The organism is Streptomyces sp. NPDC015220 (assembly GCF_043079345.1).
In the GTDB taxonomy this organism is placed as follows: domain Bacteria; phylum Actinomycetota; class Actinomycetes; order Streptomycetales; family Streptomycetaceae; genus Streptomyces.
Window position 1 is genome coordinate 754,740 of sequence record NZ_JBIBUK010000002.1, and the last position, 17,969, is coordinate 772,708.

Sequence of the window (17,969 nt, forward strand, 5' to 3'; positions counted from 1 at the left end):
GGTCGTTTTCGCGTGCCCGCCCACGGCGGGCGCGCATCCCCATCCGACCGCGGGTGTCCACACCCGGTCATGGGTGTCCACGGGCGGCCACGCGTTCCACGCCCCGCCACAGGTGTCAGGGCCGGCGCCACAAGGGCGCGTACGACACGTGCGCCGCGCTGCCGGACCGAGCATGGCCCGCGGGGCCGGCGCACGGTCGTCCGGGACGTTCGCGGGCATGCCAAAGGGCCCGTACGACCGAAGTCGTACGGGCCCTTCCCGGTGCTCAGCTCACGCTGCGGCTACCGGACCGGGATCACTTGTTGATCTTGGTGACCTGGCCAGCGCCCACGGTCCGACCACCCTCACGGATGGCGAACTTCAGGCCCTCTTCCATGGCGACGGGCTGGATGAGCTCCACCGTCATCTCGGTGTTGTCACCCGGCATGACCATCTCGGTGCCCTCGGGGAGGGTCACCACGCCGGTCACGTCCGTCGTGCGGAAGTAGAACTGCGGGCGGTAGTTGTTGAAGAACGGCGTGTGGCGGCCACCCTCGTCCTTGGAGAGGATGTAGGCCTGCGCCTCGAACTCGGTGTGCGGGGTGACCGAGCCCGGCTTGATGATGACCTGGCCGCGCTCGACGTCCTCGCGCTTGATGCCGCGGAGCAGCAGACCGACGTTCTCACCGGCCTGGCCCTCGTCGAGCAGCTTGCGGAACATCTCGATACCGGTGACCGTGGTGGTGGTCTTCTCGGTCTTGATGCCGATGATGTCGACGGTCTCGTTGACCTTCAGGACACCACGCTCGATACGGCCGGTGACGACCGTACCGCGACCGGTGATCGTGAAGACGTCCTCGATCGGCATCAGGAACGGCTTGTCGACGTCGCGCTCCGGCTCCGGAATCGCGGTGTCGACGGCGCTCATGAGGTCCAGGACGGACTGGGTCCACTGCGAGTCGCCCTCGAGGGCCTTCAGCGCGGAGACACGGACGACCGGCAGGTCGTCGCCCGGGAACTCGTACTCGGAGAGGAGCTCACGGACCTCGAGCTCGACGAGCTCCATGATCTCCTCGTCGTCCACCATGTCGGCCTTGTTCAGGGCGACGACGATGTACGGAACGCCGACCTGGCGGGCCAGGAGCACGTGCTCCTTGGTCTGCGGCATCGGGCCGTCGGTGGCGGCGACCACCAGGATCGCGCCGTCCATCTGCGCGGCACCGGTGATCATGTTCTTGATGTAGTCCGCGTGACCCGGGCAGTCGACGTGGGCGTAGTGACGCGCCTCGGTCTGGTACTCGACGTGCGCGATGGAGATGGTGATACCGCGCTGGCGCTCTTCGGGGGCCTTGTCGATGTTGTCGAACGGGGTGGCCTCGTTCAGCTCCGGGTACGCGTCGTGCAGCACCTTGGTAATGGCGGCCGTGAGGGTCGTCTTACCGTGGTCGATGTGACCGATGGTGCCGATGTTGACGTGCGGCTTAGTCCGCTCGAACTTCGCCTTCGCCACTGGGGTCCTCCTGTGGAGTGGTTCTGTACGCCTTACTTCATCGGCGCCAGGTGATCTTTGCTGGATGGCCCGGATCCCGGGGGCATTCCGGTCGCGATTGCGGTGGAATGCCCCACGAGGCTCCGGAGTCAAGCCTAAGGGCTGGAACTCGTCTGAGTTACTCGCCCTTGGCCTTCGCGATGATCTCCTCGGCGACGTTCCGCGGAACCTCGGCGTAGGAGTCGAACTGCATCGAGTAGCTGGCGCGACCCGACGTCTTGCTGCGGAGGTCTCCGACGTAGCCGAACATCTCCGAGAGGGGCACGAGGCCCTTCACGACGCGGGCACCCGCCCGCTCCTCCATGGCCTGGATCTGGCCACGGCGGGAGTTGATGTCGCCGATGACCTCACCCATGTAGTCCTCGGGCGTGGTGACCTCGACGGCCATCATCGGCTCGAGCAGCACGGGGCTGGCCTTGCGCGCGGCCTCCTTGAAGGCCTGCGAACCGGCGATCTTGAACGCGAGCTCGGAGGAGTCGACCTCGTGGTAGCCACCGTCGATGAGCGTGACGCGGACGCCCGTCATCTCGTAGCCGGCGAGGATGCCGAACTGCATGGCCTCCTGCGCACCGGCGTCGACCGAAGGGATGTACTCCTTCGGGATGCGGCCACCGGTCACCTTGTTCACGAACTCGTACGAGGCGTCGCCGCCCTCGATGGGCTCGATCGCGATCTGCACCTTGGCGAACTGACCGGTACCACCGGTCTGCTTCTTGTGGGTGTAGTCCACGCGCTCGACGGCCTTGCGGATCGTCTCGCGGTAGGCGACCTGCGGCTTGCCGACGTTGGCCTCGACCTTGAACTCACGGCGCATGCGGTCGACCAGCACCTCGAGGTGCAGCTCGCCCATACCACCGATGATGGTCTGGCCGGTCTCCTCGTTGGTGTGCACCTGGAAGGAGGGGTCCTCCTCCGCGAGACGCTGGATGGCGACACCCAGCTTCTCCTGGTCACCCTTGGACTTGGGCTCGATGGCGACCTGGATGACCGGAGCCGGGAAGTCCATGGACTCCAGGATCACCGGCTGCTTGTCGTCGGACAGCGTCTCACCGGTGGTGGTCTGCTTCAGGCCCATGACGGCGACGATGTCGCCGGCGCCCACCGAGTCGATCTCCTCACGCTTGTTGGCGTGCATGCGGTAGATCTTGCCGATGCGCTCCTTCTTGCCCTTGACGGAGTTCAGCACGGCGGTGCCGGACTCCAGGCGGCCCGAGTAGACCCGGACGAAGGTGAGCTTGCCGAGGTGCGGGTCGCTCATGATCTTGAACGCGAGGGCGGACAGCGGCTCGTCCTCGGACGGCTTGCGCTTGATGACGACCTCGGGGTCCTTGACGTCGTGGCCCTCGATGGCCTCGACGTCGAGCGGGGTCGGCAGGTAACGCACGACCGCGTCGAGCAGGGGCTGGACGCCCTTGTTCTTGAACGCGGTACCGCAGAACACCGGGGTGACCGTGGTGTCGCTGGACTTGCCGGAGGCGATGGTGATGCGGCGGATGGCCGCGTACAGCTGCTCCTCGGTGGGCTCCTGGCCCTCCAGGAACAGCTCCATCATCTCCTCGTCGTTCTCGGCGACGGCCTCGACGAGCTTGCCGCGCCACTCCTCGGCGGCCTCGGTGTGCGTGGCCGGGATGTCGACGACGTCGTACATCTCGCCCTTCGCCGCCTCGGCGGACCACACGAGCGCCTTCATGCGGACCAGGTCCACGACGCCCTTGAAGTCGGCCTCGGCACCGATCGGCAGCTGCATGACGAGCGGCTGGGCGCCCAGGCGGTCCGAGATCATGTCCACGCAGCGGTGGAACTCGGCGCCCGTGCGGTCCAGCTTGTTGACGAAGCAGATACGCGGAACGCCGTAGCGGTCCGCCTGACGCCACACCGTCTCGGACTGGGGCTCGACGCCGGCAACGCCGTCGAACACCGTCACGGCACCGTCGAGCACACGCAGGGAACGCTCCACCTCGACGGTGAAGTCGACGTGGCCCGGCGTGTCGATGATGTTGATGGTGTGGTCGACGTCGTCCAGCGGCCAGTGGCAGGTGGTGGCAGCAGAGGTGATCGTGATGCCACGCTCCTGCTCCTGCTCCATCCAGTCCATGGTGGCAGCGCCGTCGTGGACCTCACCGATCTTGTACGAGACGCCGGTGTAGAACAGGATCCGCTCGGTGGTGGTCGTCTTGCCCGCGTCGATGTGGGCCATGATCCCGATGTTGCGGACCCTGGCCAGGTCAAGTGAAGTGGTAGCCATAAGGCTTCAGTCTTCTCTCGGTCTCGATGGGGGAAGCGACTACCAGCGGTAGTGCGCGAAGGCCTTGTTGGACTCGGCCATCTTGTGCGTGTCCTCGCGCTTCTTCACAGCGGCACCCAGGCCGTTGGAGGCGTCGAGGAGCTCGTTGAGCAGACGCTCGGTCATGGTCTTCTCGCGACGGGCGCGGGAGTAACCGACCAGCCAGCGCAGCGCGAGCGTGTTGGCACGACCGGGCTTGACCTCGATCGGGACCTGGTACGTCGCACCACCGACACGGCGGGACTTGACCTCGAGGGTCGGCTTGATGTTCTCCAGCGCGCGCTTCAGCGTGATGATCGGGTCGTTGCCCGTCTTCTCACGCAGACCCTCCATGGCGCCGTAGACGATGCGCTCGGCGGTGGAGCGCTTGCCGTTCAGCAGCACCTTGTTGATGAGCGACGTGACCAGAGGAGAACCGTAGACCGGGTCGATGATGACCGGGCGCTTCGGGGCGGGGCCCTTACGAGGCATTCTTACTTCTCCTTCTTGGCGCCGTAACGGCTGCGAGCCTGCTTGCGGTTCTTGACACCCTGGGTGTCGAGCGAACCGCGGATGATCTTGTAACGAACACCCGGCAGGTCCTTCACACGGCCGCCACGCACGAGCACGATGGAGTGCTCCTGCAGGTTGTGTCCCTCACCCGGGATGTAGGCCGTGACCTCGATGCCGCTGGTCAGACGCACACGCGCGACCTTACGGAGGGCCGAGTTCGGCTTCTTCGGGGTGGTCGTGAACACACGCGTGCAGACGCCACGACGCTGGGGCGAACCCTCGAGTGCCGGCGTCTTGTTCTTCTCGACCTTGTCCTGCCGGCCCTTGCGGACCAGCTGCTGGATCGTAGGCACTACTTCTCCGGTTTCTGTGTGCCGATAGGTACAGCTAACCTGGAACATCTCCGACCCACGCGGTCGGGTGTGTCGGACCCTGCGCACTCCCGCCGCAAGGACAGAAAGAGGCGCGGATCACGGTGGCCGATGAACAGCCCCCGATACGGTTGAAGGCACGCACGAGGGCCAGGGCACACCCCAGGCACAAGGTCTGAGCGTACCTATCGCATTCGCTGCGGTCAAAACAAATGGAACCCGCGCCCGCGCTCCGTCGGTCGGACCGGGCTCGCGCGTCCCGCCGATCTTCGATCACATGTCCGCCGGCGGCCCCCGACCGGCCGCAGCGGCCGATCGCCGCCCGTTCCGGGCCCGGGCACTTCGAACCGCGTCGACTCGTCGCCCCGCGCGGGTTCGAGCGGATGTCGAAGGGCACCACGGTGCCGCTGAGCTGCCTGCGGGGCGTCGCGGTCCTCGCGCCGGCCTCCGCCACCTACGGACCGGTCCCGTTCCCGCCGGCGACGCCGTACCCGGCGGCCACCGTCGCCAGGCGGTCCGAGCTCCGGGCCGACGAACATTCGGCCGGTCCCGGCTTCGCGCCTCAGCTGATCGCGGTGCTCTCCGAAGAACACGGCCGCGAGGAAGCCGCACGGACCGGCCGCGCGGACCCGAGTGGCCCGTCCGAGAGGCGGAACGGGGTCGCGCGACTCCTCGAACACCATCCCGACGTCCCGCCCGGCTCCATCGCCTCCGGGCCCACCTGGACGGCGGGCACGGGGACGCCGAAGGACGGCCACCCCCGAGGAGGTGACCGCCCTTCAGTGCGTCAGACGCACGCCCTACTGGTTGTACGGACCGTAGTCGTAGTCCTCCAGCGGAACGGCCTGGCCGGAGCCGGTGCCGAACGGCGAGTAGTCGATGTCGTCGTAGCCGACGGCCGAGTACATCGCGGCCTTGGCCTCCTCGGTCGGCTCGACCCGGATGTTGCGGTAGCGGGACAGACCCGTACCGGCCGGGATGAGCTTACCGATGATGACGTTCTCCTTGAGGCCGATCAGGGAGTCGGACTTGGCGTTGATCGCCGCGTCCGTGAGGACCCTGGTCGTCTCCTGGAAGGACGCCGCCGACAGCCACGACTCGGTCGCCAGCGAGGCCTTGGTGATACCCATGAGCTGCGGACGACCGGAGGCCGGGTGACCGCCCTCCTGGACCACACGACGGTTCTCGGTCTCGAACTTCGAGCGCTCGACCAGCTCACCGGGCAGCAGCTCGGCGTCACCGGACTCGATGATCGTCACGCGGCGGAGCATCTGCCGGATGATGATCTCGATGTGCTTGTCGTGGATCGACACACCCTGCGAGTTGTACACCCGCTGGACCTCGCCGACCAGGTGGACCTGGACGGCACGCTGACCCAGGATGCGCAGCACGTCGTGCGGGTTGGTGGCACCCACGGTGAGCTTCTGGCCCACCTCGACGTGGTCGCCCTCGCCGACCAGCAGACGGGCGCGCTTCGAGATCGGGAACGCCGTCTCGTCGCTGCCGTCGTCCGGGGTGATGACGATCTTCTTGGTCTTCTCGGTCTCCTCGATGCGGACACGGCCGGCCGCCTCGGAGATCGGGGCGACACCCTTCGGGGTACGGGCCTCGAAGAGCTCGACGACACGCGGCAGACCCTGGGTGATGTCGTCACCGGCCACACCACCGGTGTGGAAGGTACGCATCGTCAGCTGGGTGCCGGGCTCACCGATGGACTGGGCGGCGATGATGCCGACCGCCTCACCGATGTCGACCAGCTTGCCGGTGGCCAGCGAACGGCCGTAGCACATCGCGCAGGTGCCGACGGCGGACTCGCAGGTCAGGACCGAGCGGGTCTTGACCTCCTCGACGCCGCGGGAGACCAGCTCGTCGATGAGCACGTCGCCCAGGTCGGTACCGGCCGGGGCCAGCACCTGACCGTCGACGACGATGTCCTCGGCGAGGCAGCGCGCGTACACGGACGTCTCGACGTTCTCCGCCTTGCGCAGCACGCCGTCCGCGCCCCGCTCCGCGATCTGCAGCTTGAGGCCGCGCTCGGTGCCGCAGTCCTCCTCGCGGATGATGACGTCCTGGGAGACGTCCACCAGACGACGGGTGAGGTAACCCGAGTCGGCGGTACGCAGAGCGGTGTCCGCCAGACCCTTACGGGCACCGTGCGTGGAGATGAAGTACTCCAGCACGGACAGACCCTCACGGAACGAGGCCTTGATCGGACGCGGGATGGTCTCGTTCTTCGCGTTCGACACCAGACCACGCATACCGGCGATCTGCCGCATCTGCATCATGTTTCCTCGGGCGCCCGAGTCAACCATCATGAAGATGGGGTTCGTCTTGGGGAAGTTCTCGTTCATCGCCTCGGCGACCTCGTTGGTCGCCTTGGTCCAGATCGCGATGAGCTCCTGAGTGCGCTCTTCCTTGGTGATCAGACCGCGCTCGTACTGCTTCTGGACCTTCTCGTCCTGCGCCTCGTAGCCGCGGACGATCTCCTTCTTCGCCTCGGGAACGACGACGTCGGAGATGGCCACGGTGACACCGGAACGGGTCGCCCAGAAGAAGCCGGACGCCTTCAGGTTGTCGAGCGTCGCCGCCACGATGACCTTCGGGTAGCGCTCGGCCAGGTCGTTGACGATCTCGGAGAGCTGCTTCTTGCCCACCGAGTAGTCGACGAACGGGTAGTCCTCGGGCAGCAGCTCGTTGAAGAGCGCGCGGCCCAGGGTGGTGCGCAGGCGGAACGAGTCACCCTGCTGCCACTCGGGCTCGCCCTCCTCGCGGGCCGGCGGGGTCCAGCCGCGCGGCGGGATGGTGCCCACCGGGAAGCGGATGTCGATCGGCGACTGCAGCGCCAGCTCGCCGGCGTCGAACGCCATGATCGCCTCGGCCGTGGAGCCGAACGCCCGGCCCTCGCCCTTGGTGTCGCGCAGCTCGCCGTCGGTGGTCAGGAAGAACAGACCGAGGACCATGTCCTGGGTCGGCATCGTCACCGGACGACCGTCGGCGGGCTTGAGGATGTTGTTCGAGGACAGCATCAGGATGCGGGCCTCGGCCTGCGCCTCCGCGGACAGCGGCAGGTGCACGGCCATCTGGTCACCGTCGAAGTCCGCGTTGAACGCGGTGCACACGAGCGGGTGGATCTGGATGGCCTTGCCCTCGACCAGCTGCGGCTCGAAGGCCTGGATGCCGAGGCGGTGCAGGGTGGGAGCACGGTTCAGCAGGACCGGGTGCTCCGCGATGACCTCTTCCAGCACGTCGTACACGACCGTGCGGCCGCGCTCGACCATGCGCTTGGCGCTCTTGATGTTCTGCGCGTGGTTCAGGTCGACCAGACGCTTCATCACGAACGGCTTGAAGAGCTCCAGCGCCATGGCCTTGGGCAGACCGCACTGGTGCAGCTTGAGCTGCGGGCCGACGACGATGACGGAACGCGCCGAGTAGTCGACTCGCTTGCCGAGCAGGTTCTGACGGAAACGGCCCTGCTTGCCCTTGAGCATGTCGGACAGCGACTTCAGCGGACGGTTGCCGGGGCCCGTGACCGGGCGACCGCGACGGCCGTTGTCGAAGAGCGCGTCGACGGCCTCCTGGAGCATGCGCTTCTCGTTGTTCACGATGATCTCGGGCGCGCCGAGGTCGAGAAGCCGCTTCAGGCGGTTGTTGCGGTTGATGACACGGCGGTACAGGTCGTTCAGGTCGGAGGTCGCGAAGCGGCCACCGTCCAGCTGCACCATCGGACGCAGGTCCGGCGGGATGACCGGCACGCAGTCCAGCACCATGCCCTTGGGGCTGTTGGAGGTCTGCAGGAACGCGGAGACGACCTTCAGACGCTTGAGCGCACGGGTCTTCTTCTGGCCCTTGCCGGTGCGGATGATCTCGCGGAGCTTCTCGGCCTCCTCGTCGAGGTCGAAGGACTCCAGGCGCTTCTGCAGCGCCGCGGCGCCCATCGAGCCGTCGAAGTACGTGCCGAACCGGTCGCGCAGCTCGCGGTAGAGCAGCTCGTCGCCCTCGAGGTCCTGGACCTTGAGGTTCTTGAACCGGGTCCACACCTCGTCGAGACGGTCGATCTCGCGCTGCGCGCGGTCGCGCAGCTGCTTCATCTCGCGCTCGGCGCCCTCGCGCACCTTGCGGCGCACGTCGGCCTTGGCGCCCTCGGCCTCCAGCTCGGCCAGGTCGGTCTCGAGCTTCTTGGCGCGGGCCTCCAGGTCGGCGTCGCGTCGCTGCTCGATCTGCTGGCGCTCGACGGAGACGTGGGCCTCCAGCGAGGGCAGGTCGCGGGTGCGGCGCTCCTCGTCGACGTACGTGATCATGTACGCCGCGAAGTAGATGACCTTCTCGAGGTCCTTGGGAGCCAGGTCGAGCAGGTAGCCCAGCCGGCTCGGGACGCCCTTGAAGTACCAGATGTGCGTGACGGGGGCGGCCAGCTCGATGTGGCCCATCCGCTCACGGCGCACCTTGGCGCGGGTCACCTCGACGCCGCAGCGCTCACAGATGATGCCCTTGAAGCGGACGCGCTTGTACTTGCCGCAGTAGCACTCCCAGTCCCGGGTGGGACCGAAGATCTTCTCGCAGAAGAGCCCGTCCTTTTCCGGCTTGAGGGTGCGGTAGTTGATGGTCTCGGGCTTCTTGACCTCGCCGTGGCTCCACTGACGGATGTCGTCAGCGGTGGCCAGGCCGATCCGGAGCTCGTCGAAGAAGTTGACGTCGAGCACTATGCGTCAATCCCTCTCAGGGTTGTGAAGTCTGTGGTCTGAAACGGGGGCCTGGGGGTCGGCGGGCCTCCTGGTCAGGAGGCCCGCCGGACTCCCGTCAGACCTCTTCGACGCTGCTCGGCTCGCGCCGGGACAGGTCGATGCCGAGCTCCTCCGCAGCGCGGAAGACATCCTCGTCGGTGTCACGCATCTCGATGGACATACCGTCGCTGGACAGCACCTCCACGTTCAGGCAGAGAGACTGCATCTCCTTGATGAGCACCTTGAAGGACTCGGGGATGCCGGGCTCGGGGATGTTCTCGCCCTTGACGATGGCCTCGTAGACCTTCACGCGGCCGGTGACGTCGTCGGACTTGATGGTCAGCAGCTCCTGGAGGGCGTAGGCGGCGCCGTACGCCTCGAGTGCCCACACCTCCATCTCGCCGAACCGCTGGCCACCGAACTGGGCCTTACCACCCAGCGGCTGCTGGGTGATCATCGAGTACGGGCCGGTCGAGCGGGCGTGCAGCTTGTCGTCGACCAGGTGGTGCAGCTTCAGGATGTACATGTAGCCGACCGAGATCGGGTCCGGGAACGGCTCACCGCTGCGGCCGTCGAACAGCCGCGCCTTGCCGGACGGGAGCACCATGCGCTCGCCGTCGCGGTTCGGGATGGTGTGCTGAAGCAGACCCGCCAGCTCGTCCTCGCGGGCACCGTCGAAGACCGGGGTCGCGACGTTGGTGCCGGGGGCGACCTGGTCGGCGCCGATGACCTGCAGACGCTGGGCCCACTCCTCCGCGAGGCCGGAGACGTCCCAGCCGCGGCTGGCGAGCCAGCCGAGGTGGATCTCCAGGACCTGTCCCGGGTTCATTCGGGACGGCACACCCAGCGGGTTGAGGATGATGTCGACCGGGGTGCCGTCCTCCAGGAACGGCATGTCCTCGATCGGCAGGATCTTGGAGATGACACCCTTGTTGCCGTGCCGGCCGGCGAGCTTGTCACCGTCGGTGATCTTGCGCTTCTGCGCGACGTAGACGCGGACCAGCTGGTTCACGCCCGGCGGCAGCTCGTCGCCCTCCTCGCGGTCGAAGACGCGCACGCCGATGATCTTGCCGATCTCGCCGTGCGGCACCTTCAGCGAGGTGTCGCGGACCTCACGGGCCTTCTCGCCGAAGATCGCGCGCAGCAGGCGCTCCTCGGGGGTCAGCTCCGTCTCGCCCTTGGGCGTCACCTTGCCGACGAGGATGTCACCGGCGACGACCTCGGCACCGATACGGATGATGCCGCGCTCGTCGAGGTCGGCGAGGACCTCCTCGGAGACGTTCGGGATGTCCCGGGTGATCTCCTCGGGGCCGAGCTTGGTGTCACGGGCGTCGACCTCGTGCTCCTCGATGTGGATCGAGGAGAGGACGTCGTCCTGCACGAGGCGCTGCGACAGGATGATCGCGTCCTCGTAGTTGTGACCCTCCCACGGCATGAACGCCACGAGCAGGTTCTTGCCCAGCGCCATCTCGCCGTTCTGGGTGGCGGGACCGTCGGCGAGGACCTGGCCCTCGATGACGTGGTCGCCCTCGTTGACGATGACCTTCTGGTTGACCGAGGTGCCCTGGTTGGAGCGGGCGAACTTGGCCAGGCGGTACGTGATGTACGTGCCGTCATCGTTGGCGGTGGTGATGTAGTCCGCGGAGACCTCCTGGACCACACCGGCCTTCTCGGCCTTGACGACGTCGCCGGCGTCGACGGCGGAGCGGTACTCCATGCCGGTGCCGACGAGCGGGGCCTCGCTCTTGATGAGCGGAACGGCCTGGCGCATCATGTTCGCGCCCATGAGGGCACGGTTGGCGTCGTCGTGCTCGAGGAACGGGATCATGGCGGTCGCGACCGACACCATCTGGCGCGGCGAGACGTCCATGTAGTCGACGTCCTCGGGGCTGACGTAGTCGACCTCACCGCCACGGCGGCGGACCAGGACACGCGCCTCGGCGAACCGCAGTTCGTCGTTGAGCGTGGCGTTGGCCTGCGCGATGACGAAGCGGTCCTCCTCGTCGGCGGTCAGGTAGTCGACCTCGTCGGTGACCTGGCCGTCGACGACCTTGCGGTACGGGGTCTCGACGAAACCGAACGCGTTGACCCGGCCGTAGGAGGCGAGCGAGCCGATCAGACCGATGTTCGGGCCTTCAGGCGTCTCGATCGGGCACATGCGGCCGTAGTGCGAGGGGTGCACGTCACGGACCTCGAAGCCGGCCCGCTCACGGGAGAGACCACCCGGGCCCAGCGCGGACAGACGACGCTTGTGCGTCAGCCCGGAGAGCGGGTTGTTCTGGTCCATGAACTGGGACAGCTGGCTGGTGCCGAAGAACTCCTTGATGGAGGCGACGACCGGCCGGATGTTGATCAGGGTCTGCGGCGTGATCGCCTCGACGTCCTGCGTGGTCATGCGCTCGCGGACGACGCGCTCCATACGGGCCAGGCCGGTGCGGACCTGGTTCTGGATGAGCTCGCCGACGCTGCGCAGACGACGGTTGCCGAAGTGGTCGATGTCGTCGGTCTCGACGACGATCGTGTCGCCGTTGTCCCCGGTGGTCTCGGTCTCGCCGGCGTGCAGCTGCACCAGGTACTTGATCGTCGAGATGATGTCCTCGACGGTCAGGATGCCCGCGTCCAGCGGAGCGTCGGCGCCCAGCTTCTTGTTGACCTTGTAGCGGCCGACCTTGGCGAGGTCGTAGCGCTTGGGGTTGAAGTAGAGGTTCTCCAGCAGCGTCTGCGCGGCCTCGCGGGTGGGCGGCTCGCCCGGACGCAGCTTGCGGTAGATGTCGAGCAGCGCGTCGTCCTGGCCCTGGGTGTGGTCCTTCTCCAGGGTGGCGCGCATCGACTCGTAGTCGCCGAACTCCTCGAGGATCTGCTCGTTGGTCCAGCCGAGCGCCTTCAGCAGGACGGTGACGGACTGCTTGCGCTTGCGGTCGATGCGGACACCGACCATGTCGCGCTTGTCGATCTCCATCTCCAGCCAGGCACCCCGGGAGGGGATGATCTTGGCGGAGAAGATGTCCTTGTCGGACGTCTTGTCGATGGAGGAGTCGAAGTAGACACCCGGCGAACGGACCAGCTGGGACACCACGACACGCTCGGTGCCGTTGATGACGAAGGTGCCCTTGTTCGTCATGAGCGGGAAGTCGCCCATGAAGACCGTCTGGGACTTGATCTCGCCGGTCTCGTTGTTGGTGAACTCGGCCGTGACGAAGAGCGGGGCGGCGAACGTGAAGTCGCGCTCCTTGCACTCGTCGATGCTGTTCTTCGGCGGCTCGAAACGGTGGTCGCGGAACGTCAGCGACATCGACCCGGAGAAGTCCTCGATCGGGGAGATCTCCTCGAAGATCTCCTCGAGACCGGACTTGGTGGGGACGTCCTGACCGGACTCCAGAGCCGCCTCGACGCGAGCCTTCCACGCGTCGTTGCCGAGCAGCCAGTCGAAGCTCTCGGTTTGCAGCGCGAGAAGGTTCGGAACCTCGAGGGGCTCCTTGATCTTTGCAAAGGAAATGCGCAGCGGGGCGGTGCTGGCGCCGTTGTTCGTATTCGCGGTCGAGGCGTTGCGCGAGGCGGCCAAGAGGGGGTCCTTCCGAGGGCTCGGACTCACTACGCGCGTACCGGCCCCTCTCCCGGACAACGGGACAGACGGTGCCTGAAGTGGCCTAAGGCCAGGTCAGGTGCGGTCCGGTCGTCGATGCTCGAGCGAGGGCATGCCCCTGGTGACGGGCAGGGGACAGCTAACAGGCAGCGCAAAGGGTCAGTGTAGCCACTTGGCCCACTGATGTCCAGTGCGGGTTTCCGCGCCCCTCTGCGAACCTCGTTGTCGTCACCGCCTATGGCCTGCTGCCCTCAACGCAGGTTGATACTGCCCTCTTCGCCGTCGATCCATGCCTCGGATTCGGATCGTTGTGACGACGCGTCCTGAGAATTGCGCGCTGCGTGCGGTTCGTCAAGGCCTCCCATGCCCGAACCGAATGCTGCCCTCGTCACTTGCGGCCTGCCGCCGGGGGCCTCTCAAGGCACAACGAAGATCACCATACCCCTCCCCGTCACGGGTGCAAGGCCGCCACAGCCACCCCCCGGGAACGCCGAAGAGCGACCACCCGGATGGATGATCGCTCTTCGGTGCGTTCGCGTTACAGCCCTACGTGACCCGTCCTAGGGGACGGTCACGGGGCCGCCGTCGGCACGCGGGAGTCCATGCGGACCGAGGAGGTGTTACTTGACCTCGACGGAGGCGCCGGCGCCCTCGAGGGCCTCCTTGGCCTTGTCCGCGGCCTCCTTGTTGACCTTCTCCAGGACGGGCTTCGGCGCACCGTCGACCAGGTCCTTGGCCTCCTTCAGGCCCAGGGAGGTCAGCTCACGCACGACCTTGATGACCTGGATCTTCTTGTCGCCGGCGCCGGTGAGGACGACGTCGAACTCGTCCTTCTCCTCGGCCTGCTCGGCGGCAGCGCCACCGGCGGCACCGGCGACGACGACCGGGGCGGCCGCGGCGGCGGTGACGTCGAACTTCTCCTCGAAGGCCTTCACGAACTCGGAGAGCTCGATGAGGGTCATCTCCTCGAACTGCGCGAGCAGGTCTTCCTGGCTGAGCTTCGCCATGACGGGCGGTCCTTCCACTAATTCGGCTGGTGCCGGATGTACATGAATGGCGGGCGTACGTCGGCCCGCTGCGATCCGTGCCGCCTCAGGCGGCGCGGATCAGAAAGCGAGCCGAATTACTCGGCACCGCCCTGCTCGGCCTGCTTGGCGCGCAGCGCGTCCACGGTGCGGACGAGCTTCGACGGCAGCGCCTGGAAGAGGGAGGCAGCCTGGGACTGCTTCCCCTTGAAGGCACCGGCCAGCTTGCTGAGCAGAACCTCGCGGGACTCGAGGTCCGCAAGCTTCTTGATCTCGTCGGCGGACAGCGCCTTGCCGTCAAGGACACCGCCCTTGATGACGAGATTGGGGTTGTCCTTGGCGAAGTCACGAAGACCCTTCGCCGACTCCACCGGGTCACCGGTGACGAAGGCGACAGCCGTCGGGCCAGCGAAGAGCTGGTCGTCCAGCGTGATCCCGGCCTCGTTGGCCGCAATCTTGGTCAGCGTGTTCTTCACCACGGCGTACTGGGCGTTCTCACCGAGCGAACGGCGCAGCGTCTTGAGCTGCGCCACGGTGAGACCGCGGTACTCGGTCAGCACGGCGGCGTTGGAGCTGCGGAACTTGTCCGTCAGCTCGGCAACCGCGGCAGCCTTGTCGGGCCTCGCCATAGAGCCTCGGCCTCCTTCCGGGTGATTCGGACCGCGCGGACCCGAAGGAGGACTGGGGAAAACGAAACGCCCCGGCGCAGGCGCTCGGGGCGGACTCGACCGGTCGGACGCACGGCGTCGGCGTGCGCACTCCGGGAGTTCTACCACTGTCACCTGCGCGGGTCGTCCGCATTTTCAGCGGATCCTTCGGCCACCGCGCCCTCTGACGAGTGCACGGCAACGACCAGCGGTCTTTGGCTTCTCAAGGAGAGTACGGGAGCGGGACGCCATCGAGCAAATCCGCCCGTACGGCGGCTCAGCCCTTGCCGGCCTCCTTGAGCATCTCGGACAGGTCGGCGGTGTCCTTCGCCGGCGGAGCGGTGACCTTCACGGGCTGGTTGAGGTCGAGGAAGGTGATGGTGAGGTCGAGCGGGCCCTGGGTGCCGTCACCGCGCCTCCGGAACTGCTTGGTGTGGTCCCGGCCGTCGATCCACGTGTCCATGGTGAGCTGCTCGACGCCCATCTCCCGGTACCGGTCGAGACCCTTCTCGTGCTGTTCCCGGACGGCCTCGTCCTTGCCCTTGTCCCGCTCCCGGAGGGCCTTTCGCAGCCCGTCGAGGGTCTCGGCGCCCTGGTGGTGGGTGGTCCGGACGCCGTCCACGGTCTCGGTCCCACCTCGCGCACGTCCTTGGCACCGGAGAGGAGGCCCGCCTCGTCGGCCGGGTTCCGGTCGGCCTGGGAGGAGACGGCGCCCATCCGGTCGAGCTCCGTGTCCGTGCCCGTCCCGGACAGGCCGACTTGAGCCTATCCGAGCGGTGATCGAACAGTCTTTGGGTTTTCTTGACCGGGGCAGGCCCCCGCCGGGCGTGCCCCCGCTCAGGAGCCGGTGCCCGCCCCGCCGGCCGCGGCGCCCTTGGCGGCGCCCAGTTCCTTGAGCAGCTTCGTGAAGTCCTGGGTGTCGTTCGCCGGGGGGGCGGTGACCGAGACCTTCGCGCCGTAGTCGCGGAAGTAGGTGGTGTTGGTCATGGGGCCGTTCGCCGTGTCCGCCTTCTCGACCTTCTTGACCAGCAGGTTCTGGTCGTTGATCCAGATGTCGACGGTCTCCGTGGTGATGCCCTGCTGGCTGAGCTGCTTCTTCAGTGAGGAGAGCTGGGCGGCGGACAGATCGTGGTTCGCCTTGTCGGCGAAGTCGGCGATCCGGACCGTCCCCGTGTAGTGCGTGGTGTGCTGCCCGGAGACCTGCTCCTCGCCGGCCCTCTTCACGTCGCCGGAGGCGAGCAGCATCCGCACGCCCTGGTTCGGCGTGCTGTTCTGCACCTGGTCCTTGAGGTACGCGCCCGAACCGCCGCCGAGCTCGGCGATGTCGTCGTAGGAGTACCGGAGCCAGTGCTTGCCGCCCGCCAGGTTGGCGTACTGCTCGCTCATCCTCGTGTAGTAGCCGTCGCTCAGGTAGCGCGCCTGCATCGTCGCGGTCCCGAGCTTGCGCATCGTCTCGGCCGCTCTGCCGCCGGTGTACGTGATCGTGAGCGTGCCGGTCATGCCGTCGCTCCAGCCGAGGACACCGTCCGTCTTCATGGACATCAGCGTGCCCATGCTGAGGGTCGTCCGGACCCGGGCCGAGTCGGCCTTCGCGGTGGACGCGTCGGCCATGCGCAGGGCCGCCACGGGGCTCACGTGCGCCGCCCCGCCCCCGTCGCCCGAACCGCCGGAGCCGCAGGCCGCCACCCCCGTCAGCGCGGCCACCGCCGCGATCGAGAGCGTCGTCCGGCGCACGGTCGTGTTCGTCATACGTCCCACCCCTAAGCGATTGCTGTGCCCCGCACGCTAGCGCAGGCCACCGACACGCGTACGGAGGGCCGCACAGGCGGTCCCACGGAAAAAGGGACGAAAAAAAGGGACGAGCCCCGCACCGTGAAGATTGCGGGGCTCGTCGCCGACTTCTGGCGAGCCAGGGGCTCAGACCGCGGCCGGGTCCTCCTCGACGAGGAGGTTGCGGGTGCGGTTCGGGTCGAGCTGGATGCCGGGGCCCATCGTGGTGCTGATGGCGGCCTTCTTGATGTAGCGACCCTTGGCGGCGGACGGCTTCAGACGGAGGATCTCCTCCAGCGCGGCGCCGTAGTTCTCCACCAGCTTGCTGTCGTCGAACGACGTCTTGCCGATGATGAAGTGCAGGTTCGAGTGCTTGTCGACACGGAACTCGATCTTGCCGCCCTTGATCTCGGTGACGGCCTTGGCGGTGTCGGGGGTGACGGTGCCGGTCTTCGGGTTCGGCATCAGACCACGCGGGCCGAGGACGCGGCCGAGGCGGCCGACCTTGCCCATGAGGTCCGGGGTGGCGACGACGGCGTCGAAGTCCAGACGGCCCTTCGCCACCTCGTCGATCAGCTCGTCGGCGCCGACGATGTCGGCACCCGCGGCACGCGCGGCCTCGGCACGGTCACCGGTCGCGAAGACCAGGACCCGGGCGGTCTTGCCGGTGCCGTGCGGAAGGTTCACGGTGCCACGGACCATCTGGTCGGCCTTGCGCGGGTCGACACCCAGACGGAAGGCGACCTCGACGGTGCCGTCGAACTTGGTCGTGGAGGTCTCCTTGGCGAGACGGACGGCCTCGAGCGGGGCGTACTGCTTGTCCCGGTCGACCTTGGCGTCCGCAGCGCGAAGGGCCTTGCTGCGCTTGCTCACAACTGCTCCTGTGGGTTCTGAAAAGGAGTCGTGGTACGGGCCGAGCAGGCCCTGCCACGTGCGGCCTTTCAGGGCCGCATGACTACGGGGTGGGGAATCAGCCCTCGACCGTGATGCCCATGGAACGGGCGGTGCCGGCGATGATCTTCGACGCGGCGTCCAGGTCGTTGGCGTTGAGGTCGGGCAGCTTGGTCTGGGCGATCTCGCGGACCTGCGCCTCGGTGATCTTGGCGACCTTGGTCTTGTGCGGCTCGCCGGAGCCCTTCTCCACGCCCGCGGCCTTGAGGATCATCTTCGCGGCCGGCGGCGTCTTGGTGACGAAGGTGAAGGAGCGGTCCTCGTAGACCGTGATCTCCACCGGGATCACCCAGCCACGCTGCGACTCGGTCGCGGCGTTGTAGGCCTTGCAGAACTCCATGATGTTGACGCCGTGCTGACCCAGCGCCGGGCCGACCGGCGGGGCCGGGTTCGCCGCACCGGCGTTGATCTGGAGCTTGATGAGCCCCGTGACCTTCTTCTTCTTGGGAGGCATAGCTCTCCGGGTCCTTTCGATTCGGGTCCTGCCCGCGCTCGGGAAACCACCCGGACGCAGGCATACCGCACAACGATAACGGGTATGGATGCGCGGCTTAAAACCGCGCAGGTCAGACCGGCTACCAGAGCCAGCCTGACCTG

General features: G+C 67.1%; 12 protein-coding genes. All 12 read right to left on the minus strand.

The genetic code is table 11. The features are described 5' to 3' along the window. Positions 1-295: 295 nt before the first annotated feature. The 12 genes from tuf to rplK all read right to left on the minus strand — a co-directional run bounded on the left by tuf (position 296) and on the right by rplK (position 17,826). Positions 296-1,489: an elongation factor Tu gene (gene tuf / locus ACF061_RS08280; protein ID WP_392265989.1), complete on the minus strand. Its 1,194-nt coding sequence runs from the start codon at positions 1,487-1,489 to the stop codon at positions 296-298. 157 nt (positions 1,490-1,646) lie between these two features. Then, positions 1,647-3,773, minus strand: coding sequence for an elongation factor G (gene fusA, locus ACF061_RS08285; RefSeq protein WP_392265990.1), 2,127 nt, complete (start codon positions 3,771-3,773; stop codon positions 1,647-1,649). Positions 3,774-3,812: 39 nt separating this feature from the next. Then, positions 3,813-4,283, minus strand: coding sequence for a 30S ribosomal protein S7 (rpsG, locus tag ACF061_RS08290; protein ID WP_003992340.1), 471 nt, complete (start codon positions 4,281-4,283; stop codon positions 3,813-3,815). Positions 4,284-4,285: 2 nt separating this feature from the next. Next, complete coding sequence (gene rpsL / locus ACF061_RS08295; RefSeq protein WP_003948652.1) at positions 4,286-4,657, minus strand: 30S ribosomal protein S12; 372 nt, start codon at positions 4,655-4,657, stop codon at positions 4,286-4,288. Between the two features lie 818 nt (positions 4,658-5,475). Further along, the gene (locus tag ACF061_RS08300) at positions 5,476-9,375 is read right to left on the minus strand and encodes a DNA-directed RNA polymerase subunit beta' (protein WP_392265991.1); all 3,900 of its coding nucleotides are present in this window, start codon (positions 9,373-9,375) and stop codon (positions 5,476-5,478) included. A 97-nt stretch (positions 9,376-9,472) separates the two neighbouring features. Continuing rightward, a complete protein-coding gene (gene rpoB / locus ACF061_RS08305; protein WP_392265992.1) occupies positions 9,473-12,958 on the minus strand; it encodes a DNA-directed RNA polymerase subunit beta in 3,486 nt (1,161 codons plus the stop codon). 641 nt (positions 12,959-13,599) lie between these two features. Next, complete coding sequence (rplL, locus tag ACF061_RS08310; RefSeq protein WP_392265993.1) at positions 13,600-13,986, minus strand: 50S ribosomal protein L7/L12; 387 nt, start codon at positions 13,984-13,986, stop codon at positions 13,600-13,602. Positions 13,987-14,102: 116 nt separating this feature from the next. Continuing rightward, the gene (gene rplJ / locus ACF061_RS08315) at positions 14,103-14,633 is read right to left on the minus strand and encodes a 50S ribosomal protein L10 (protein WP_392265994.1); all 531 of its coding nucleotides are present in this window, start codon (positions 14,631-14,633) and stop codon (positions 14,103-14,105) included. Positions 14,634-14,928: 295 nt separating this feature from the next. Then, a complete protein-coding gene (locus ACF061_RS08320; protein WP_392265995.1) occupies positions 14,929-15,273 on the minus strand; it encodes a hypothetical protein in 345 nt (114 codons plus the stop codon). 215 nt (positions 15,274-15,488) lie between these two features. Continuing rightward, entirely contained in the window at positions 15,489-16,400 is a 912-nt protein-coding gene (locus tag ACF061_RS08325) for a hypothetical protein (RefSeq protein WP_392265996.1), read from the minus strand. 168 nt (positions 16,401-16,568) lie between these two features. After that, a complete protein-coding gene (gene rplA / locus ACF061_RS08330) occupies positions 16,569-17,294 on the minus strand; it encodes a 50S ribosomal protein L1 (protein ID WP_392265997.1) in 726 nt (241 codons plus the stop codon). A 97-nt stretch (positions 17,295-17,391) separates the two neighbouring features. Continuing rightward, complete coding sequence (rplK, locus tag ACF061_RS08335) at positions 17,392-17,826, minus strand: 50S ribosomal protein L11 (RefSeq protein ID WP_037858373.1); 435 nt, start codon at positions 17,824-17,826, stop codon at positions 17,392-17,394. Positions 17,827-17,969 lie beyond the last annotated feature (143 nt).